This is a genomic window from Nocardioides sp. NPDC006303 (assembly GCF_040613175.1).
In the GTDB taxonomy this organism is placed as follows: Bacteria; Actinomycetota; Actinomycetes; order Propionibacteriales; family Nocardioidaceae; genus Nocardioides.
The window spans coordinates 146053-167042 of the sequence record NZ_JBEXRR010000001.1; the positions used below are offsets into that span (position 1 = coordinate 146053).

The 20990-nt window shown below is 69.7% G+C and carries 18 protein-coding genes; 7 read left to right on the plus strand and 11 right to left on the minus strand.

Translation table 11 applies throughout. The annotated features are described in order from the left end of the window. Positions 1-7 precede the first annotated feature (7 nt). Genes ABZY89_RS00710 through ABZY89_RS00730 form a run of 5 tightly spaced genes read right to left on the minus strand, consistent with a single transcriptional unit; the run spans position 8 to position 5292 of the window. Positions 8-1642, minus strand: coding sequence for a hypothetical protein (locus ABZY89_RS00710; RefSeq protein WP_355223833.1), 1635 nt, complete (start codon positions 1640-1642; stop codon positions 8-10). Beyond that, positions 1639-2478, minus strand: a complete 840-nt coding sequence (locus ABZY89_RS00715; RefSeq protein WP_355223834.1) for a hypothetical protein — start codon at positions 2476-2478, stop codon at positions 1639-1641. The genes ABZY89_RS00710 and ABZY89_RS00715 overlap by 4 nt, the downstream gene beginning before the upstream one ends. A 59-nt stretch (positions 2479-2537) precedes the next feature. After that, positions 2538-3296: a class I SAM-dependent methyltransferase gene (locus ABZY89_RS00720; protein WP_355223835.1), complete on the minus strand. Its 759-nt coding sequence runs from the start codon at positions 3294-3296 to the stop codon at positions 2538-2540. Beyond that, positions 3293-4297: an NAD-dependent epimerase/dehydratase family protein gene (locus tag ABZY89_RS00725; RefSeq protein ID WP_355223837.1), complete on the minus strand. Its 1005-nt coding sequence runs from the start codon at positions 4295-4297 to the stop codon at positions 3293-3295. Before ABZY89_RS00725 ends, ABZY89_RS00720 begins: the two co-directional genes overlap by 4 nt. Beyond that, entirely contained in the window at positions 4294-5292 is a 999-nt protein-coding gene (locus ABZY89_RS00730) for a glycosyltransferase (RefSeq protein ID WP_355223839.1), read from the minus strand. The genes ABZY89_RS00725 and ABZY89_RS00730 overlap by 4 nt, the downstream gene beginning before the upstream one ends. A gap of 73 nt (positions 5293-5365) precedes the next feature. On the opposite strand from ABZY89_RS00730, the gene ABZY89_RS00735 reads away from it, so the two are divergent. Next, positions 5366-7678 (plus strand): hypothetical protein, encoded by a 2313-nt coding sequence (locus ABZY89_RS00735; protein ID WP_355223841.1) that lies wholly within the window; start codon positions 5366-5368, stop codon positions 7676-7678. A gap of 23 nt (positions 7679-7701) precedes the next feature. Here the strand turns inward: ABZY89_RS00735 and ABZY89_RS00740 are convergent, their stop codons facing one another. The 4 genes from ABZY89_RS00740 to pseB form a co-directional block, all read right to left on the minus strand. Beyond that, positions 7702-8847: a hypothetical protein gene (locus ABZY89_RS00740; RefSeq protein WP_355223842.1), complete on the minus strand. Its 1146-nt coding sequence runs from the start codon at positions 8845-8847 to the stop codon at positions 7702-7704. A 75-nt stretch (positions 8848-8922) separates the two neighbouring features. After that, positions 8923-9645, minus strand: coding sequence for a glycosyltransferase family protein (locus ABZY89_RS00745; RefSeq protein WP_355223843.1), 723 nt, complete (start codon positions 9643-9645; stop codon positions 8923-8925). Beyond that, positions 9642-10763 carry an aminotransferase class I/II-fold pyridoxal phosphate-dependent enzyme gene (locus ABZY89_RS00750; RefSeq protein ID WP_355223845.1) on the minus strand — a complete coding sequence of 374 codons (1122 nt, stop codon included), beginning with the start codon at positions 10761-10763 and terminating at the stop codon, positions 9642-9644. The genes ABZY89_RS00745 and ABZY89_RS00750 overlap by 4 nt, the downstream gene beginning before the upstream one ends. Further along, positions 10763-11797, minus strand: coding sequence for a UDP-N-acetylglucosamine 4,6-dehydratase (inverting) (gene pseB / locus ABZY89_RS00755; RefSeq protein ID WP_355223846.1), 1035 nt, complete (start codon positions 11795-11797; stop codon positions 10763-10765). Before pseB ends, ABZY89_RS00750 begins: the two co-directional genes overlap by 1 nt. Positions 11798-11908: 111 nt before the next feature. Here pseB and ABZY89_RS00760 point away from each other — a divergent pair, with 111 nt between their 5' ends. Further along, the gene (locus ABZY89_RS00760; protein ID WP_355223848.1) at positions 11909-12967 is read left to right on the plus strand and encodes a spore coat protein; all 1059 of its coding nucleotides are present in this window, start codon (positions 11909-11911) and stop codon (positions 12965-12967) included. Between the two features lie 13 nt (positions 12968-12980). On the opposite strand, the gene pseI is transcribed toward ABZY89_RS00760, so the two are convergent. After that, on the minus strand, positions 12981-14036 hold the full coding sequence (gene pseI / locus ABZY89_RS00765; RefSeq protein WP_355223849.1) for a pseudaminic acid synthase: 1056 nt from the start codon (positions 14034-14036) through the stop codon (positions 12981-12983). Positions 14037-14118: 82 nt separating this feature from the next. Then, entirely contained in the window at positions 14119-14655 is a 537-nt protein-coding gene (locus tag ABZY89_RS00770) for a GNAT family N-acetyltransferase (protein WP_355223851.1), read from the minus strand. 52 nt (positions 14656-14707) lie between these two features. Between ABZY89_RS00770 and ABZY89_RS00775 the strand changes: the two genes are divergently transcribed. From ABZY89_RS00775 to ABZY89_RS00795, 5 genes are read left to right on the plus strand one after another with little or no spacing between them, the layout of a single operon-like run. Continuing rightward, positions 14708-14959, plus strand: coding sequence for an acyl carrier protein (locus tag ABZY89_RS00775; protein ID WP_355223853.1), 252 nt, complete (start codon positions 14708-14710; stop codon positions 14957-14959). After that, positions 14956-16185 carry an AMP-binding protein gene (locus ABZY89_RS00780; RefSeq protein ID WP_355223854.1) on the plus strand — a complete coding sequence of 410 codons (1230 nt, stop codon included), beginning with the start codon at positions 14956-14958 and terminating at the stop codon, positions 16183-16185. The genes ABZY89_RS00775 and ABZY89_RS00780 overlap by 4 nt, the downstream gene beginning before the upstream one ends. Further along, positions 16178-16924, plus strand: coding sequence for an SDR family NAD(P)-dependent oxidoreductase (locus ABZY89_RS00785; RefSeq protein WP_355223856.1), 747 nt, complete (start codon positions 16178-16180; stop codon positions 16922-16924). Before ABZY89_RS00780 ends, ABZY89_RS00785 begins: the two co-directional genes overlap by 8 nt. Then, positions 16924-17349, plus strand: a complete 426-nt coding sequence (locus ABZY89_RS00790) for a hypothetical protein (protein WP_355223858.1) — start codon at positions 16924-16926, stop codon at positions 17347-17349. Before ABZY89_RS00785 ends, ABZY89_RS00790 begins: the two co-directional genes overlap by 1 nt. A 59-nt stretch (positions 17350-17408) precedes the next feature. Further along, complete coding sequence (locus tag ABZY89_RS00795) at positions 17409-20978, plus strand: CDP-glycerol glycerophosphotransferase family protein (protein ID WP_355223859.1); 3570 nt, start codon at positions 17409-17411, stop codon at positions 20976-20978. Positions 20979-20990: the final 12 nt, after the last annotated feature.

Genomic DNA, 20990 nt, shown 5'->3' on the forward strand with positions numbered 1-20990 from the left:
TGAGGCCCTAACGCTTGGCCACGCGTCGGATCGCGCGGAGAACCCTTCGGAGCAGGCGGGCCGCGCGGCGGGCCCCGGGTACGCGTCCGAAGCCGGAACGCGCCCGCCCGGGGACGGACGATGCGCGCTTGGCGACTCGGTTGACGGTCGGGGCCTGCCGAGCGCTCAGCTGATCCTCCAGCTCCTTGATGCGATCGTTCAGTGCCGCAACGTCGCGTCGCGCCGCCGTGCGTACCTCGTGGGTCATCGTCTGACGCTGACGCATCTGCTGCTTGAACCAGGCCACCTGGCCACGCAGTGCCTCGTTCTCGTCCATCAGCTTCCGGAGCTCGCTCGGATCGGCGTCCTGCGGCGCCTGCCGTCCTGCGACCACGGGGGTCATGCCGGTCGAGGAGAGCGCGGACTCGCGCCGTCGGCGTACCTGGTGGACGTCCGCCGGAGTGGCCGCGACATCGACGGTCGCCGCGAGCAGGACTGTGAGCTCGTCCCGGCCGCGACCGGCGGGCCAGGGGTGGCGCCACCCCGTCACGCAGAGGTACGCAGCCAGCTCGTCCAGCAGCCCCAGGAGGATCTCGTCGGCGGACTCGCCGAGCTTCACCGTCGACTCGTGGACCGGGACGACGTGGCCGGCGTCGAGGCCGATCTCGTCGACCTGAATACCGCACCAGCGCTCGGGTGCGTCGGCGACCGCGTCGCGCAGTCGGCGTACGTGGTGGCGAAGGCCCGAAGCGTCGCGGCGTGCCGAGTCGTGCATGGCTTCGATCAGCCAGGACCGCTCGGCAGCGGTCCAGGACGTCTCGTCACCGGTCCGATCGACACCGACGACCGATGAGATCGGGTGGAGGCCGCGCGTGACCAGCCAACCGCCTGCCGCTCCCGCGGCTCCCAACGTGTCCAGCGCCTGGCCCAGCGCAGGCTGGACCTCGCGCAGCGTGGGGGTGTCGGAGGGGCGGCCGTGAGCGACCGCGAGCGCCACCGAACAGGCTTCGGGAGCTGCGGCCAGGGTCGGAGACCCGACGTCGGGCCACAGCGTGTAGCCGCGACCGCCGAACCGTGCGCTCGCGTCCGCGAGGCTTCGCGGGTTCGCACGATCGTGGACGGGGAACGACCAGTCAGCGTTCTCGTTGGATGCTTCTGGGTTGACTGCCCTGAGCTGTGCGAGCGGGGATCCCGGGTTCGGAACGACCAGCGCCAGCCGAGTGTCGCCGCTCGTGTGGCCGGCGAGGTGCTCGGCGATCGCGTGCCAGTCCGCCGGGTCCGTGTCGATCGATGCGACCCGTCCGAACCCGTCCAGCGCGAGCACGGCGTCGGCCGGCCGATCAGGGGTCCAGGCACGCAGGTCACCGCAGACGACGTCGACAGCCCTGTGGGCGTACCGCGCAGAGACGAGCTCGGCGTCGGAGTGGGTGCGGAGGACGATGGTCGTCGTCGCGGCGCGGTCGACGACCGCATCGAGCAGGTCGAGGTCGTGCGGGCCGACAACGATCAGGTGGGAGGCGCCGGTTGCCGCCGCAACGGCGAATCGGGTCAGGACCGGGCCGCCAGGGAGCGCCTGGCCGTCGGCCAGGTCGGACCAGTCGTACATGTCTCCCGAGACGACGCTGTACGCGGCGACCTTCGAAGGCGTGTCGGTGTCGTTCATGCAGTGATCTCCCATCCGAAGAGCGCGCGCAGCTCAGCAGGCGACGCCATGGCATCTAGCCCGAGCTCGCGCACGGTCGTGGCGCGTACTTCCTCTGCGTCGGTCTCCACCCCGTGGAACTCGGGGAACAACCGTTTGGCCTGCTCGTTCCCGTCCCTCACGCTGGCGTCCCTGACGTCGGCGAAGGTCATCGGGTCGCCGTAGACCGCTACCTCGGAGCCGACCGAGGCGCCGTAGAAGATCGCCGTGGTCAGGCGGTTCGAGGCGACCCGACGGTGGCGGATCTGCTCCGCGTACTGCTTGTGGAGGAAGCGGATGTCGGTGCCCTGACGAAACGTGCCCCGCTTGCCGTGGCAGATGACCCGGAAGCCGGCGTCCTCATAGCGGCGACGGATCTCCGGCATGTCGAACTCGATCCAGTAGAGGCAGACGGTCACCGGACCCTCCTCGGTGTCCCGGATCTCCGCGATCAGCCGGTCGTGATCGCCGCTGACCTCGCCGTGGTCCCAGGTGTGGAACGGGTAGAAGATCGTTCCCTCGCGCTCATCAGCCGGGGGTACGGGCTCGACTTCCTTCTTGAGCTCGAGCAGGTAGTTCCACGGAGCGCCGATCACGGCATAGTCGCGCCAGCCGACCGCCTGGCCGCGGCGCAGGTTCGCGTGGGACCAGACGAACTTGGGGAAGCCGTACGGCGGCTCGTGGCCCGGGCCGAAGCCGTGAAGAAGGTTCCAGCCGTGCTGGAGCACGCCCCAGATCGGGCGCGGCTGCTCGAACGGAAGTCCGCAATACTCCGAGAGGATGTGGGCGTGCCCGTACCAGTGATTGCTCGTGTCCAAGTCTCAGTCTCCACGGTCTGGTGAACGGCGACCGTCCCGCCATTGAAGTGTATGCATTTTCAGCTGGCCTTGACCGCGGCGACCAGCACCGAGGACCCGAACGGCAGATCGAGTCGGGTCAGCAGCCGCTGGTCGATGCGGGTGGCGCCGAGCAGGACCTTCTCGATCGCAGGCGAGACCTCGGGCAGCGGTGCGACGCCGCCGTCGGGAAGCTGCCGGGCGCTGGCCGTGCCGCGCTCCTTGACCCGGGTGACCAGGCGTTGAGCGGCGAACATCGGAAACGTGCCGGTGAAGCCGTACGTCGCTCGCACGGGCGAGAGCCCGGCCGCCCTGATCGCCGCCACCGCCCGCCGCAGGGTGTAGCGCCGATGGTGATGGTTGTGGTCGTCGTGGCGGGTCCAGGCCCAGTTGTACGCCGGAACCGACATGAGGAACCGGCCGCCGGGGGCTAGGACGCGCTCGATCTCGGCGAGGGCAGCGGCCTCGGGCTCGCAGTGCTCGATGACGTCGAAGGCCGCGACCACGTCGAAGGAGCCGTCGGCGAACGGAAGCCTGATCGCGGAGCCGCACACGCCGCCGGCGGCGAGGCCACGCGGGTCGACATCCAGCGAGACGTGGTGCTCGGCGGTGCCCTCGAGCCAGGTCACGCTGGGCCCGTCGGCGCTGCCGACGTCGAGGAGGCGGCGTGGCGTCCCGACGTACGGCTTCATGACGGTCTCGAGGATCCGGGTGCGCGCTCGGTACCACCAGTAGTCGCTCTGGGCGATCGAGGGAGAGCCGCCCGTCGTGGTGCCCAGCAGCATGCCCGTTTCGGTCATCGGATGGAGATCTCGCTCACGTGCGTCGGAAGTGCGGAGGTACCAGCAGCGTAGGCCAGTGCGATCTCATCGGCGATGCGACGCACGCCAACGGAGAAAGGCGTTTGTGTCCGTTTGTCGAGCTCCGGCCAGACGACGCTGCGGACCCGCAGGTCGCGTGCCTGGCCGGGCGTGCCGGCTCCCGGGATGCGCAGCCTGGTCCGCCGCCTGAAGACCCGGTTGGTCTCTCCGATGACGGCCGAGAGGGTCGCTCCGGTGCCGGTGGCCAGGATCTTGACGACGGCGTTGGATCCGGCACCGCGGACGTGCTCGTGGAGCCCGTCGAGGGCGTCGACGACCATCTCGGCGCAGTCGCCGACGTAGAGATAGTCCCGGATGGTGTCGAAGGAGACCCAGACCGGCAGCGGCGTGCCGCGCAGCTGGGCCAGACACAGCTGAGAGACGAGGCCCTGGGGCTTCGAGAGTTTCTGGCCGGGCCCGTAGAGATTGGTGATCCGGCCGATGAGCGCCACCGATCCGGTCTCGGCGCAGAATGCGGTCAGTGCCTCCTCCATGGCCAGCTTGGCCCTGCCGTACGCCACCAGCGGACGAGGCTCGGAGAGCTCGGTGAACGGGGGATCGGCCGAACCGGCGTAGACGCCACCGACGGAGGATGCGAAGAAGAACGCGAGCCGGGTGGTGGGCCGCAGTGCTGCACGCAGGTCATCGAGTACGTCGCGGAAGAGCGACACCTCGGTCTCGAGCTCGTCTGCCGGGGTGGACACCACGCCCGCGCCCGCGCACCAGGCGATGTTGACGTGGCCGTCCGGCGACGAGCCGACGAAGGAGGTGAGCTCGGACCTCAGGACGGCGCGGGCCGCGACCGGGTCGTGCCAGGGCACGTTCGTCGTCCGCACGGACGCCCCGGAGCGCTCGAGAGCGCTGCGTACGTGGCGGCCGAGCAGACCGCCGCCACCGACGACGAGCGTGGGCGGTCGGGATGGGCGCTGAGCGCCGGTCACTCGGGATGACCCCGCAGGGGCGACTCGCGAAGCGGGCCGTTCGCGGGGTCGCTGACGATGACGTAGAGCGGCTTGCCCATCGCCATGTTGACGGATACGCCGAGATATTCGGCGATCACTCCGAGGGTGAGCATGATGGCGCCGGAGCAGACCAGCACGGCCGCCATCAACGAGGTCCAGCCCTGGACCGGGACCCCGCCGGCAAGACGAGCGACGACCAGCACGACGGCGAGGACGATGCCGGAGGCGGCGAGCAGGGCTCCGCAGATGCTGACCGCTCTCAGCAGACGGGTGCCGCCGGTGAGCACCATGCGCCAGAAGTGCGACATCAAGGAGCGGTAGTTGTAGCCGGAGGGCCGCTCACCCTCCTCGCGCAGCTCCACCGGGCACGTCGCCACATCCGAGATCACCCAGCTCAGCGCGACGTCGAGGTAGACGCCGTTGGCGGCGTAGGCGGACACGCTCCGGCCGTACTCGCCCAGGATCAGCCGGAAGCTGTTGAACTGCCGGGCGCTGCCGCCGGGCATGAGGCGGTCGATGACGACCTTCGAGCCGCGCGACGTCAGGTTGCGCAGCGGACCATGGGGCGCCGCGTTGGTGGGGCGGGCGTAGACGAGGGCGGCCCGGTCCCTGAGCGCGGTGTCGAGCATCGGCAGGATGTACGCCGGGTCGTGCTGTCCGTCCTCGTCCATCGTGACGATCCAGTCCGATCCCGACGAGGCCAGGCCGGCAAGGGTCGCGGCGTGCTGGCCGAAGTTGCGGCTCAGCCAGATCGGGCGAACGATGTCGTACTTCTCGGCGAGCTGTCGCATGGCGAGATCAGAGGTGTCCGGGCCGTGGTCGTGGACCAGGAGGATCTCGGTGATGCGTCCCTGGTGCCCGTTCGGGGTGACGAAGGGTTCGGCGAGGTCGACGACCTCGCTCACCACTTCCGGAAGCGTCTCGGCACCGCGGTAGACCGGGATGACGACGGAGACGGTGTGGGTGAGGGACATCGCTAGGAAAATAGCGCATCCGGAGGGGCTTCGGTGTACTCCGTGTAGTCATTTTGTTGGCATGATCGCCCGGGTGACTGCAGACCCGGCAACCGTGGGCGCCGCACCTGACGCAAAGCCCTCCTCGGACCGCAAGCTCTCGGACCGCGTCTTCCCGGGAGGGTCCTGGTCCGGGCTGCTCCCGGGCGTACTGGTCGTGGGCGCGACGCTCGTGCTCGCGGTCCGCGTCGCCGGAGTCGACCTCGGCGACGCGCTGCTCTTCACCGGGTACGTCCTGGCGTTCCTCACCTTCCCGGGCACTGTGGTGTGGCGAGCGGTCGCCAAGCCGGGACCGAGCCTCGGCAACGATCTGATCCTCGGCACCATCCTCGGGCTCGTCCTCGAGGCGCCGCTCTACGTGCTGCTGCGGCTCTTCGATCTCACCCAGCTGATCTACGGCTATCCGGTGGCGGTGCTCGCCGGCGTGCTGGTCGTCCTCTGGCGCCGACGACGGGTCGGTCCGGTGGTGATCGGACGGGCGAGCCTGTGGTCGTGGGCAGGTGCGGCGGTGGCGTTCGTACAGATTCTTCTGGTCACGAACCAGATGTGGTCATACCGGCCGATCGACGCGTTGCGGGCGCCGTACGTCGACGAGCCCTTCCACCTCGCGATCGCCGGCGATCTGCTGCACCACTTTCCCGCCCAGATGCCGTGGGTGGAGGGCACCCCGCTCTTCTACCACTGGCTGGTCTACGTCCACCTGGCGTCGGCAGCGACGGTCACTCACATCGAGCTCATCGTGCTGATGCGCAGCCTGTCGATCGCGCTGCTCGTCCTGCTTGCTGTCGGCGGGGCGTACGCAGCGGCCACCCGCCTCACCGGACGGAAATGGCCCGGGTTCGTCGCCGCTCTCGTCTTCGCCACGGGTGCCACTCCGGACTTCTTCGGCTGGACGAGCCTGGTCAGCCCCGCGCAGCTGGCCTTCGACTCCGTCACCCGCGCGTTCTACAGCCCGACGCACGCCTTCGTGATGCCGCTCCAGATGGTCCTGATGGTGCTGGTCGTCGAGATGATCCGGCGGGAGCGGTGGCAGTGGCGGCCGTGGTTGCTGACGGTGGTCGTCATGGTCGCCGTGGCCGGTGCGAAGTCCTCCGCCCTGCCGACGATCATCGCCGGCCTGCTGCTCGCGCTCGTGGTCTCGGCCGTGCTGCGCCGCAAGCGGATGGCCGGCATCCTCGGCGCCCTGCTCGGTTCGGCTGTCGCGGTCTTTCTGGTCGCGCAGCAGCTGTTCTACGGCGGCGGCACCCGGGCAACAGGGATCGACCTCAACGGGAGCACCGTCCAACGCCTGGGCATCCTGATGCTGCCTGAGGGTGAGACCCTCCCTGGTTCCGCGCCGTTGTCGATCTGGGTCACCTTCACGGTCGGGTTCGTCCTCGTCGCCGTGCCGGTGATCATCGGCTTGGTGCGTGGCGGCTGGCGACGGCCCGAGCTGCTGTTCCTGGCGGGCACCTGGGCCGCCGGCGCCGGCGCGATGATGGTCCTGAGCCATCCGGCGCTGAGCCAGGCGTACTTCCTCCTGGGCGCCAGCGGGTTCATCGCCGTCGTCATGGCTGTCTCGCTCTCGGAGATCATTCCCGTGGACCTGTCGTGGCGTGACGGCGTACGGATCGTCGGCTGCGCCGCTCTCGGCTGCCTCGCCCTCGTGGCCGTGAGACTGTTGGTGGGCGACGACATGCCGGAAGACGGCTCGGTCTTCACCTCGACGTTGCTGACCCAGCTCGTCATCGGGCTGCTGGTGCTCGCTGTCGCACTCGCTGTCGTGCTCGTGTACGCCAAGCGCTCGACGATCGCGGCCCTCCCGGCTGTCGTGGTGCTGATGCTGGGGGTCGTGCTCGCCGGGGCGCCGCAGACCATCGCTCTGGCAACGGTCGGCCCCGCGCTTCCCCGGGCTCCTGACACAGACATCATCGGCCCGGGTGGGGTCGCCGCCGCACGGTTCGTACGCGAGCACTCGCAGACCGATGATCTGATCGCGACGAACGCCCATTGCATCGGTCTGCCCGTGCCCGACTGCGATCGCCGGAACTTCTGGATCGCGGCGTACGCCGAGCGCCGGGTCCTGGTCGAAGGATGGGCCTACATCGACCCGCTCGTGGTCGGGCTGCCGTCCACGGATCTCAACAACTCGGCCTATCTGCCGTTCTGGGACCCAGAGCTGCTCGAGGCCAACGATGCGGCCATCAGGCGCCCGTCTCCGGCGACGCTCGGAACACTGCGCGACGAGCACGAGGTCGACTGGCTCGTCGTCGATCGCCGCTATCGCGCCGACCTCCCCGGCCTGCGCCGCGAGCTCGGCCAGCCGCGCTTCAAGGGCGGCCTGTACTCCGTGTTCGACCTGCGCTAGCACGCGGACCGATCACGCTACGGTCAACGACGCAGGAGGCGGCGGAGCCGGCCCCGCTGTGAGGCTTCCGCTTCCCGTCGACGGGCGCGGGCGTCCTCGACCTCTTGCTGGATCTCCTCCGGAATCGTGTGCAGGCCCTGCATGACCAGCTTCACGACCGCCATCACCTCGTCGCCGGGGATCGTGGCGTAGTCGCCGATGTTGTATTCGGGGAAGTTGCTCTGCTCGATCATGTCGGTGAACGAGAAGCCGCCGAGCTTGCCGATGAGGAGGTTGTCGTCGCGATAGTCGTCGAGCAGCTCCTGGCGGAACTCGGAGGTCATGTAGACCGCGCTGGTGTCGTTCCAGCCGAGCTGGGTGGCCTTGGTGACGAACTCGCCACGAAGGATCTGGATCCACTTCAGACGAGTGGCCTTCCAGGAGTCGACGCCGCGGAGCCGGCCACGCATCGGTGCGGCGGCCACGATCGGAGCCAGGTGCCGCGCGGTCTCGACAGTCCGCCAGCCGGATCCGACGTTGCTCGACCCCGCCCCCTCGCCCTGGATCGGGAGCTCGCACGTGCTGAGGAAGTCCGCGACGGCGTTCCCGTGGCGCAGCTCCTTGCGGATGAAGGGGCGCAGCCGCAGGTCGACGTCGGGGATGGCGGTGGTGATGGTGTCCGCGAACTCTCCGTAGCGCAGGAAGCTCATGTCGAGCGGTGACCACTCGCGGAACTCCTCGAAGGGGAGATCGACCAGCTCGGCGTGCTCGGGCCTCATCACCATCAGCCGCTCGACGTAGAAGGCGTTGTAGAACGTGGCCTGGTCGCGCACGTAGTGGACCCAGCGGACCTTCGCGCCCGCTTGGCGGGCGTAGTCGCCGATCGCGCTGATGTGCTCGGGCTTGAGCAGCGAGAACGACTCGCACGAGATCACCGTGGTCTCGGCGCTGCCGGAGGCGATCGACTCGACGAGCTGCTCCCAGGTGCCGAGTGCGGGCGTGAAGAGCACCTCGCCGAGGAGCTGGGAGTAGAGGTTCTGGTGCTGGACGCTGTGCGTGCCTCGGCCGATCGTCGGGTAGGCGACCTCGGGAGGGAGATTTCCCTCGCGGCTTGCGCGGGCAAGGAAGGTCTGGATCGCCGTGCTCCCGGTCTTGAAAGTGCCGGAATGGACGATCAGAGTCTTCTGCATGCACCGCTCCAAATGTCGCTGCTGGGATGAGGTGCGGCGCGACGTCCCGCGTGCACGAATCTTACCCGCCGGGGCTTATTGGCCGAGCTTCTTCTGCTCGATCTGAGCGTTGATCTCGACCAGTTCGGGGTGGGTCTCCAGGAGGGAGACGAGGCCGCTGGTGTCGAGACGATGGGCGTCGTGGTCCTCGATGAGGATCTGCAGTAGCCGCAGGTCCTCGGGGGTGTCGAGAGTGATCCGGTACGCCGAGGCGTCCCGCTCCCACGGCAGATTGAGCTTGGGCCGGGTGTCGTCGGTGTAGAGCCACGGGGTGACGTGCTCGCGGTGGGGCGCCTCGGTCGCGAGCCGGTCGGCCTCCAGCAGCGCCGCCGCGGAGAAGACCTCGAAGTCGAGCCCTCGCGGATAGGTGCGCTCCAGGGCGTTGCTGGCATAGAGCGTGGGGTCGTCGGCGGCGGCCCAGGCGTCGATGCCGCGGCGTACGACCTCGCCGTCGATCAGGGGGCAGTCGCTGGTCACCCGGACCACGACGTCGGGCTGGAACTCCCGCACCGCCAGCGCGAAGCGCGACAGCACGTCGGGCTCGCTGCCACGGACCACCCCGGCGCCGAGCTTGTCGGCCAGGACGGCGACCGGGTCGTCGTCGATGTTGGTGGTCGTCGCGACGATCACCGGGAGGCCGGCCGCGGTGAGCCGGGCAAGGTGGTGCTCGAGCATGGTGATGCCGGCTGCCTCCCGAAGCACCTTGCCGGGGAGGCGGGTGCTGGTCATGCGCGCCTGGGTGATGACCGCGGTCTTCACAGGGTTCCGATCAGGGTCTCGACGACCTGGTCGACCTGGTCGTCGGTCAGGTCGGGGTACAGCGGCAGGGAGAGCTCCTCGGCGTAGAACGCCTCCGCGTTCGGGCACATCCCGCGCTGGTAGCCCAGGTCCGCGTAGACCGGGTGCCAGTAGACCGGGATGTAGTTGACCTGTACGCCGATGCCGGCCGCCCGCATCTTCTCGAACACCTCGCGCCGACGGTCATCGAGGATGCGCACCGGATAGAGGTGCCACGCCGGGTCGACGCCCTCGCGCTGGACCGGCAGCCGCAGTCCGTCGACGCCGGCGAGCGCGGCGTTGTAGCGGGCGGTGATCTCCGCGCGCCGCTGCTTGAACCCGGCCAGCCGGGCGAGCTGGGAGAGCCCGAAGGCGCACTGCAGATCGGTGAGCCGGTAGTTGAGCCCGAACTCGTGGACCTCCTGGTGCCACGGCCCCTCGTCCTTGATCCGGAACCGGTCGGCATCACGCATCAGCCCCACGAAGTGGAACTCGTGGGCACGCTGCGCGATGGCAGCGTCCTTGGCGACGACAGCCCCACCCTCGGCGGTCGTGAGGTTCTTGGTCGGGAAGAACGAGAGCGTGGTCAGGTCGGCCAGGTCTCCGACCGGGCACCCGCCGGAGAAGCCACCGATCGAATGGGCCGCGTCTCCGAGGGTGAGCGCGCCGACCCGGTCGGCGATGGGCTGGAGCGCGGCGTAGTCGGCCGGATGGCCCGCGTAGTCGACGGCGGCGATCACCTTGGTGCGGTCGGTGACGAGCGCTTCGACGGCGGCCGGGTCGAGGAGGGCGGTGTCCTCCTCCACGTCGGCGAAGACGACCTTCGCGCCGAGCAGCGAGGCCCCCGACGCGGTCGCGACGAACGTCATCGGCGTGGTGACGACCTCGTCACCGGCACCCACGCCGGCGGCGGCGTAGGCGATGTGGAGGGCAGCGGTGCCGGAGGTGCACGAGACTGTCCGGTGCCCACCGACCAGGTCGGAGAGCGCCTGCTCGAACGCGGCGACCGTCGGCCCGGTGGTGAGCCAGTCGCCACGCAGGATCGCCGTGACAGCCTCGATGTCCTGCTCGGAGACCGACTGGCGGCCGTAGGGCAGCACTAGATCCCCGACTCCAGAACCTTGCGGAGGTCCTCGGCGTCGTACCAGATGTCGTTCTTGTCCGAGGCGCAGTGGAAGCCGTCGGGGACCGGCACGGCGTCCATGATCGGCTTGTAGCCCCACTGCGGGTTCTCGGGCTCGATCACGTAGTACTTCCCGTCGCGGATGCTGACCGCGCGGCGGCCCTCTTCCGGGCTGATCATCTCCTCGTGGAGCTTCTCGCCGGGGCGGAGCCCGATGTCGACGAGCTTCGCGCCGGGTGCGACCGCCTCCGCCAGGTCGACGACCTTGTGGGAGGGGATGTGCGGGACGAGCAGCTCGCCGCCCTGCATGATCTCGAAGGTGTCGAGCACCATCTGCACCGCTTGCGGCAGCGTGATCAGGAACCGGGTGCATCGCATGTCGGTGATGCCGAGTGCCTCGCCGCGCTCGGCCATCGCCTTCCACTTCGGGATGATCGAACCGCGCGAGCCGGTCACGTTGCCGTAGCGCACCACGGAGAACCGGGTCTCGTAGGACGAGGCGTAGTTGTTGCCGAGGATGAAGATCTTGTCGGCCGTCAGCTTGGTCGCGCCGTAGAGGTTGATCGGCGAGGAGGCCTTGTCCGTCGAGAGGGCGACGACCTTCTTGACGCCGGCGTCAATGGACGCCTCGACGACGTTCTGCGAGCCCAGGACGTTGGTCTTGATGAACTCGAAGGGGTTGTACTCCCCGGTGTCGACCTGCTTGAGCGCAGCGGCGTGCACGACGTAGTCGACGCCGTGGAGCGCCCGGTGCAGCCGGTCGCGGTCGCGGATGTCGCCGATGAACCAGCGGAGCCTCGGGTCATTGCCGAACAGCTGGCGGCACTCGTACTGCTTCAGCTCATCGCGCGAGAAGACGATCACGCGTCGCGGGTTGAGGTTGTCCAGGAGATGGCGGATGAACGCCTTCCCGAACGAACCCGTCCCGCCGGTGACCAGGATGCTGGCGCCATCGAGAGGATGGTCGTTCGGGGCGTCGGACTCTCGAACGTCCGAATTGGGCACGGTCACAGGGATGCTCTCTACTCTGGGCCTCACTGGTGCGCCAACGACACGGCGCGCAAAAGGTGACACATGCCGTGCCGTCCGTCGAAACGGACGAATCCGAGAGGTTGCGCATACATGTCCGTGGGATCGGTCGAGGCCGAGGGTCTTTGCGTGGCCATGGTGTGCGATGCCGGTCCCGATGTCGGGATCGGGCACGTCATGCGCTGCCTGGCCCTGGGGGAGGAGCTCGTCGCCCGAGGCGTACGCGTCGTGATGGTCGCGGACCTGGACCGGGTGCCGTGGGCTGCGGAGCAGGTGCGGCGGCGGGGGATCGAGATCGCGTCGCCGGGCGATGTTGGCGATGTCCGCGGCGTTCTCACCCGCCTCGAGCCGTCGTCGGTGGTCGTGGACTCCTATCTCCTCCCGGCTTCGGTCTACGCCGACCTGAGGGAACGCTGGCCGCTGCTGGTGCTCACCGACGGTGACCCGCGCGGACGGGTCGCCGACCTCTACCTGGACCAGAACCTCGGCGCGGAGGCCTCCGCGTGGGCCCTCCCCGAGGGGGCGAGGCATCTCGGTGGGCTCGACTACGCCCAGCAGCGACGTGAGATCGTCCGGCAGCGCCCGAGCGCGCCCAAGGCCGCCGCCGACGAGCACACGCCCCTGCGGGTGCTGGCCTTCTTCGGCGGGACGGACGCCTTCGGGGTCTCACCACGCGTCGTGCGCCTGGTCGCACGGGCGGGGATCGCCGTGGAGCTGACCGCCGTCGCCGCCACTCCGGAGCTGGCCGAGGAGATCGCCGGCATCGTGCCGGCGCCGGGCCAGACCGTCCACGTGATCGGGCCGACCGACACCCTGGCCGAGCTCGTCGCCGACTCGGACGTGGTGCTCAGCGCCGCCGGCACCTCGGCCTGGGAGCTCTTCTGCCTCGGCGCGGCGGTCGGGTTCGTCTGCGTCGCCGACAACCAGAAGGACGCGTACGTCCGGATGGATCAGGACCGGCTGGCCGTCGGGATCGCCGCCCTGGCCGACCTCGAGGGCGACTCCGCGGACGCTGTGGCCCGGATGCGTGACCTCCTGGGTGACGTACGTCTGCGGGAGCGGCTCCGCGCCGCCTGCTGGGCCATGGTCGACGGCCGAGGGCCGGAGCGCGTCGCCGACGCGCTCCTCGCCCTCGACCGCGATCAGGTCTAGTCCGCGATCAGGTCTAGACCAGGTCCCAGCTGAGCGGTGTGCCGGCCGGGGCGTCCTTGGTGAAGGTGCGGCCGAAGACGATGTCGACGTCACCCGGCGGCAGCCCGTCGGCGGGGCGGACGGAGCGTACGTTGTCCGGACCGACCTTCTCCCCGGCACGCACGTCGCGGGTGACGAAGAGCGAGCGGCGGAACCGCAGGCCCTCGCGCTCGGCCGACTTCGGGCCGATCCGGGCCTCGCCGAGCGCCTGCCAGGCGATCCTCGTCTCGCTGACCAGCGAGGCGAACTCGTCCGGCTCCAGGGAGAAGTCGGAGTCGACGGCGCCGTCCTCACGCGAGAGCGTGATGTGCTTCTCGATCACGCAGGCGCCGAGGGCGACGGCCGCGACCGAGGCGCCGATGCCGAGCGTGTGGTCGGAGAGGCCGACGGCGACGTCGAGCCCGTCGCGCAGCACCGGGATCCCGCGGAGGTTGGAGGCCTCCGGAGGAGCCGGGTAGGAGGCGGTGCAGGCCAGGACGACGAGGTCGTCGTTGCCGGTCGCTCGTGCCGTACGCACCGCCGCGTCGATCTCGGCCAGCGTCGCCGTGCCGGTGGAGATGATCGTCGGCAGCCCGGTCTCCGCGATCGCGCGGACCAGCGGCAGGTCGGTGATCTCGGAGGAGGCCGACTTCAGCATCGGGACCCCGAGCCCGACCAGGAAGTCGACCGCGGTCGGGTCGAACGCGGCGCTGAACGGCACCATCCCGAGCTCGCTGGCCAGGGAGAAGATCGGCTCGTGCCACTCCCACGGCGTGTGCGCCTCCTCGTAGAGCTCGTGAAGGCGGCGGTTGGGCCACAGCGGGTGGTCGGCCGAGAGCCGGAAGGCGGGGGTGTCGACGTCGAGGGTGATGGTGTCGGCGGTGTAGGTCTGGATCTTGAGCGCGTGCGCGCCGGCCTCGCCCGCGGCGCGCACGATGTCGAGCGCCCGCTCCAGGTCACCAGCGTGGTTGCCGGACATCTCCGCGATCACGAACGGCTCGTGGCCGGGACCGATCGTGCGGTCCCCGACGGTGATCTCGTGGTGGGTCATCGGGCCACCTCCGTAGCGCGAGCGCCAGAGTACGGACGCGGCCCGATGGAAGATCTGATGGTCGCTCGCTGACGCTCGCTCATTACTGCTCCTTGCCGGAACGTCGGGTCGGTCGGTCGTCGCGGTGCAGGCTGACCGGGATGGCGGTCACCACGCCGTCCTCGGTGGTCTGCTCGTAGGGCTCGCCCTCGGTGAACCCGAGCCGGCGATTCATGGCGCGTACGGATTCGTTGTGGGGGAGCACCTCGCCCTCGAGGAGGTCGATGTCGAGACCGTCGGGCTCGGGGGCGAAGGCGTACGCCACAGCCTCGCGCATCACCTTGGTCCACGCCAGCAGCGCGGTGCCGTCGGCGGTGGTGCCGTCATGGTCGAGAAAGAACCCCCAGGAGGCCGACCTGGCGACGGGAACGTGGTCGAAGAAGCTCACCACGCCGAGCGGGCGGCCGGCGTACTCGAACATGAGCACCCGGCGGGTCGGGTCCTGGCTGACCCGGGACCACCAGGCGGCGTGCTCCTCGGCGGTGATCACATGCTGGTTGATGCTCACCGACCGGTTTGCCTCTTGGTTGCGCCACGCCAGCATGCTCGGCAGGTCGGCGTCGGTCGCCCGTCGTAACATCGGTCTCCTCAGACATCAGGGGATGCGCCGTCACGTTATATGGTCCGAGGCCATGGAGACTCTTGACCGACCGGCGGTCCGCAAGCTCATGGGCGAGGTGCTGGCCGTGCAGGGAAAGACCCTGCCTGCTGACGACACCGCGAAGCTGGCCGACATCGGCTTCCGCTCCCTCGACTTCTCCGAGCTCGCGCTCCGGGTCGAGGACGAGATCGACGACGAGCTCAACTTCGAGGCGGCCGGACTTCGCTCGATCGAGACGATCGGAGACGTGCTCGATCTGCTCGTGGAGATCCAGGGGCAGTGATCGCCGACAACCTCGTCGTCGACGCCCGGACGGGGAGGCGCGCGACCTGGGGTGAGCTAGTCCAGCAGCATGTCGCCTCGCGGCCGGCGCCGACGGCCCACGTCGTGGAGCACAGCGTCGATGCGCTGCCGGCGGTCGCCGGTCTGAACGACGGCGGCGAGCTGCTCGTCGTCGCCGCCGGACGGCTCGACGAGTCCCTTGCGACAGAGCTTCGCGAGGCCGGGTTCGACCTCGTCGAGCCGTCCGGCGGCGTGCAGGAGGCCACCAGCCCCCGTGCTGCCGAGGACGGCCGCGTCTGGTTGCTCACCTCCGGGTCGACCGGCCGGCCGAAGCGGGTCGGTCACACCCTGGAGACGCTCTCGACCGTGACCGGCGAGCTGTCTCCGCGCACCTGGCTGTGCCCCTACTCGCCCGGCACCTACGCGTGGTGGCAGGTGATCACCCTCGGGCTGGGCGTGCCCGGTCAGGACCTGGTGCTCGTCGACCCGGCCGACCTGGACGACTGGGTGGCGCCTGCGCTCGAGCACGGCGTCACCGCCGTGTCCGGGACCCCGACGTTCTGGCGACGTACGCTGATGCGCCACGGCGCCGAGCTGCAGAAGCTGTCGCTCGAGCAGGTCACGCTCGGTGGCGAGCCGGTCGACCAGGCGGTGCTGTCGCAGCTCAGTGAGGCCTTCCCGGACGCGCGCGTCTCCTGGATCTACGCCTCCTCCGAGGTGGGCGCCTCGATCGTCGTCCACGACGGTCGCGCGGGCTTCCCGACCGAGTGGCTGGATCGCGACATTCCTGGCCGTCCGCGGCTGTCGGTGGTCGACGGCGAGCTGGTGATCACCTCGCCGCACCACGGCACCGACGCCTCGGGCGCCGAGCTGGCCGGGGCCGTACGCACCGGCGATGCCGCCCGCATCGAGGACGGCCGGGTCCTGGTCACCGGTCGCCTGGACCACGACGAGCTCAACGTCGGCGGCTCCAAGGTGTCGGCCGGTGCCGTACGCGACCTGCTGCAGTCCCACCCAGCGATCGCCTGGGCGGCCGTACGCGGCCGGAAGGCGCCTCTGGTCGGCACCATGGTCGTCGCCGACGTGGTCGCCGACCAGGACTCGGGCGTGACCGCCGACGACCTGACCCGTTGGGCCGCCGAACGGCTGCCCGAGTACGCCGTGCCGCGGCGCATCAAGATGCTCGCCGAGATCCCGGCCAAGGAGACACTGAAGAGCGATGTCTGATTTCCAACCTGTCCCGCCCGCTTCTGTCGTGCTGGTCTCCGGCGCCTCGCGCGGCCTCGGTCTCGCCATCGTCACCGACCTGCTCGAGCGCGGGGTGAAGGTCGCCGCCTTCGCGCGCACGGTGACCTCCGAGCTCGAGGCGCTGGCCTCGAAGTACCCCGAGGACACCCACTTCGGCTCGGTCGACGTGACCGACGAGAAGGCTGCCCAGGCGTTCGTCAAGGAGGTCGAGGCGACGCTCGGCGTCATCGACGGGCTGGTCAACAACGCCGCGATCGGGCAGGACTCGCTGCACGTACACACCTCCTCCGACCGGATCGCGCAGATCATCGAGACCAACCTGACCGCGCCCCTGGTGCTGACCCGGTTCGTGCTGCGGCGCCTGATCGGCAAGGGCCTGAAGGGCCGGGTCGTCAACGTGACCTCGATCTGTGGCCAGCGTGGCTATCAGGGCCTGGTCGCCTACTCGGCCACCAAGGGCGGTCTCGACGCGGCGACCCGCTCGCTGGCCCGCGAGCTCGGTGGCCGGGTGCTGGTCAACTCGGTCGCTCCCGGGTTCTTCGCCTCGGAGATGTCCGCGGTGCTCGGTGCGAACCAGCTCGAGTCGATCGCGCGGCGTACGCCCTCGGGTGCGATGACCACCCCCGAGGACGTCGTGCCGACCGTGCGGATGCTGCTGCTCGAGCAGACCAACATCAACGGTCAGTCGATCGTCATCGACGGAGGCGGCTCGATCTGATGTCCCGTGGCCGGCTCCGTGTCGGCAGCGATGCCGAGCTCGCCGGATTCCGCGCCCGCAGCCACCTCCACGACGGCCGAGTGGTCGCCTGGGTGGGCTCCTACGATGTCCCGGTGGCGGTCGACGCCGAGGTGGAGCGTACGGTCCCGGCGGCCCTCGCCAGGCGGTTCGGCACCGACGGGTTCTGGGAACGATGGACCCGGGCGGAGTGCGTCGTGAAGCTCACCGGCCGCGGCGTCGTCGACATCGTGGCCCTGATGGCCGACGACCCTGATCGGGACGACCGAACCGGTCCCGAGGTGTCCCTGAGCACCGTACGTCTGCCGGGCGACATCGTGGTCTCGATCGGCAGACTCCCTGACGAAGGTTCCCTGAGGGGTATCGGCCGGAGTGCGGAAGACTGTTCGTTCGCCTGTAACCTCTGAGTTCGATCAGATTCGCGGGAGCGTCATTCGGGACGCGCTCCAACCGAGAGGGACTGTGCATGGGTCAGGGAATCGTCGACGTCTTGCGTCGCGCCGAACGAAGGATGCCTCAGGGTGTCCGTCGACTGGCTCGTGACGCCGGGCATCGCGTTCTCGGCCACGAGCGCGGTCCGCTCGTCTCGGTCGTGGTGACGGTGACCGACCAGGACAAGCAGTACCTGGCCGAGTCGCTGCTCTCCGTGCGAGAGCAGACCCACACGACCCTCGAGATCCTGATCGCACCCTACGGCCAGGCCAGCGTGGTGAGCGACCAGATCCTCGCCGACCTCCCCGACGACTACCGCCTGCGGCTGCTGGACAGCTCCGCGACGCAGGCCGAGGCCCGCGACCGTGGTGGTCGCGCGGCGCGCGGAGCCTACGTGTGCTTCCTGCTCGCCGCCGACCTCCTCACCCAGAACGCGATGCGTACGCTGGTGACCTCCCTGGAGGAGAGCGGGTCCGATCTCGCGGTCGGTCGCATCGAGAGCCGCCAGCGGCTCTCCCCGCCGGTGGTGCCCGCCTACGACCTTGTGCACGCGGAGAACCGTTCCGGCCTCACGCTCGACGAGTTCCCGGAGGCGCTGAGCGATGTCGGGGTGAGCAACCGGCTCTTCCGCACCTCGTTCTGGCGTCAGCAGGGCTTCAGCTTCGGCGGCCGTGGCGGTGCCGATGCGGTCGGCTTCGACGGCTACCTGAAGGCCAACCGCTTCGACGTGGTCACCGCGCCGGTGTGCGTGGACATGGACCGCGCCGACGGCACTCCGGTCGAGCAGCTCCACGACCAGACCCTGGGGATGGAGGAGTGGATCGCGCAGACCCGTTCGACCTGGGTCGCGATCGGCGAGCTGGCCTCCGACCTGCGCGACCACTGGGCGCTCGGCGGGCTCGCCGGCCGCGCCAACACCATCCTCGGTGACGTCGAGCGGATGAGCGCCGAGCAGTGGACCGCCCTGCGTGACCTCATCGTCGAGATCGAGCGCGACGTCTCTCCGGAGGTGTGGCTCAAGCTCCCGGTCGAGGTGCGGGCCCGGCTGACCTACCTCATCGCCGATCAACGCGAGGAGCTGACCGCGTTCGTCGCGTCGCGCTGGTTCGAGCGCGGCAACCTGCGCACCCGGGTCGTCGGTGGCCAGGTGCGTGGGATCTTCCCCGACACGGACCTGCCCGAGGCCGTGACCACGCTCAACGAGCACGAGACGCCGGCGCGGGTGCTGGTGCGGGACGTACGTCCGCTCGACTCCGACCGGGTCGTGGTCGACCTGGTGGCGCGGATCGAGCTCGTCGACCTCGCCGAGACGACCCCGTTCTTCACCGCCCGGCTGGTGCCCGACATGGTCGCCACCGCCGACGAGGACGGCGCGGCGAGCGACCCCGACACGGCGCTGCCCGACCCGATCGACCTGACCGTCACGCCACGGCGCGACGCGCAGGCCAACATGACCATCGGCCACAAGTACCAGGACTACCGCGCCGCTGGGTGCCGCACCGAGATCGACCTCACCCGGCTCACCGCCGGGCGCTGGCACCTCGAGGTCACCGTCGGCGTCGACGGCGTCGTCCGCACCACCAGCGAGGTTCAGATCGACACCCGCGGCCCCGCGGGCAACCTGGCGACGCGCTACCGGCCGCGGGTCCACACCTCCGCCGGCCTGTCGGTGGCTTGCGACCGCCACCTGGACCAGCTCAGCTTCCGCGCCGTCCCGACGACGGCGACCTCCCTGGAGAAGGCGGAGGTCGAGGGCCGCACCGTCTCCCTGACCCTTGCCGGCGAGCTGCCGCAGGCCGTGCGGGCGATCGGTGGCGGCGTACGCATCGAGGCGCCCGTCAAGGACGGCAAGGTCACCCTCAGCCTCCCCGCCCACGGTGCCGTCGAGCCCGGGGCGCCGGCCGCCTGGCGGCTGGACACTCTCCAGGACGGGACCTCCGGCCGGATCGTCTGGGCCGACCCGATCGGCTCGCCGTGGACAGGCGAACGCGGAGGCAGCGTGCTGGCGTCGCGAGACGGCCGCGGCTACGCCCAGATCATCGAGGTGGCCGACACCGTCGCGATCGACCGCGTCGAGCTCGGCGACGGCCAGATCACGGTGCGGGGCGAGTGGCTCAGCTCGATCCCGAAGCACGCCCGACTGACCCTCGCCGGATCGCGCCACAGCGAGACCGTCAAGATCGACACCGCTGCCGCCGAGTTCGAGGTCGTCTTCACGCTGCACTGGGACGAGTGGGGCCTGGGCGAGTCCGTCCTGCCCAGCGGCATCTACCAGTTCCAGCTCACCTGCGGAGCCAAGCGCAGCGGCAGCGTACGCCACACCACCGCGTTCCTCGAGCACCAGGCCGAGTTCCAGACCAGCGACGAGGTCCGGCTGCGTCCGGTCAACGGCAACGGCCCAGGAGTCACCCTGCAGCCGCCGATCCCCGTCGACCACGCCGGCAGCTACGCCCACAACCTCGCCCGCGAGCGCGTCCTGGCGGCCGAGGAGCCGCTCGACGAGTCCGCGGTCTATCTCTCGACCTACGCCGGCTCGACCGCCACCGACTCCCAGCTCGCGATCCACGAGCACCTGCGTCGCACCCGGCCGGACCTCACCCTCTACTGGGGCGTCGCCGACCACGCCTCCCGGGTCCCCGAGGGCGGCATCCCGGTCGTGCTGCAGAGCCCGGAGTGGTACCGCGTCATCGGCACCGCGAAATACCTCGTGCAGAACATCGACTTCGACCGCTGGTGGCGCAAGCGGGAGGGGCAGCGGTTCCTGCAGACCTTCCACGGCTACCCCGCCAAGTCGATGGGCCTGCGGATGTGGCGCGCGAAGATGTTCTCGCCGCTGCGCTGCGAGGCCGAGCTGGACCGTACGACCGCCGGGTGGGACCTGATCCTGACCCCGACGCCGGAGATGGACCGCTACTACCGCGAGGAGTACGCCTACGACGGCCCGATCCACAGCGAGGGCTATCCGCGCGACGACGCGCTGGTCCTCCCGTCGGCGGCGGAGGACCGCGAGCGTACGCGCAACCTGCTCGGCATCGGCTCCCACCAGAAGGTGGTCCTCTACGCTCCGACCTGGCGGGACCACCTGGCGCTCAACTACCGCTCGGCGAAGATGGTCGAGCACCTCGACGTGGTCGCGGCCAGCGAGGCGCTGGGCGACGAGTACGTCATCCTGCTGCGCGGTCACCGGTTCAACTCCAAGGGGAGCGAGCGGAGCGAGCGCACCGCCCGGATCATCGACGTCACCGACTACCCGGAGATCAACGACCTGATCCTGGCCTCCGACGCCGCGGTGCTCGACTACTCCAGCCTGCGCTTCGACTTCGCCCTCACCGGGCGGCCGATGGTGTTCCTGGTGCCCGACCTGTCCGACTACACCGGCGGCATCCGCGGCTTCCTCTACGACTACGCCGACACCGCCCCCGGGCCGATGCTCGACACCGCCGAGGAGGTCATCGCTGCCCTGTCCGACCTGGACCGGCTCGAGGCCGAGCACCGCGACCGGATCGCCGAGTTCAACGCCAAGTACCAGTACACCCAGGACGGCAAGGCGACCGAGCGGGTCGTCGAGGCCTTCTTCGACAAGGCCAGCTTCGACAAGGCCTGACGGTCACAAAAG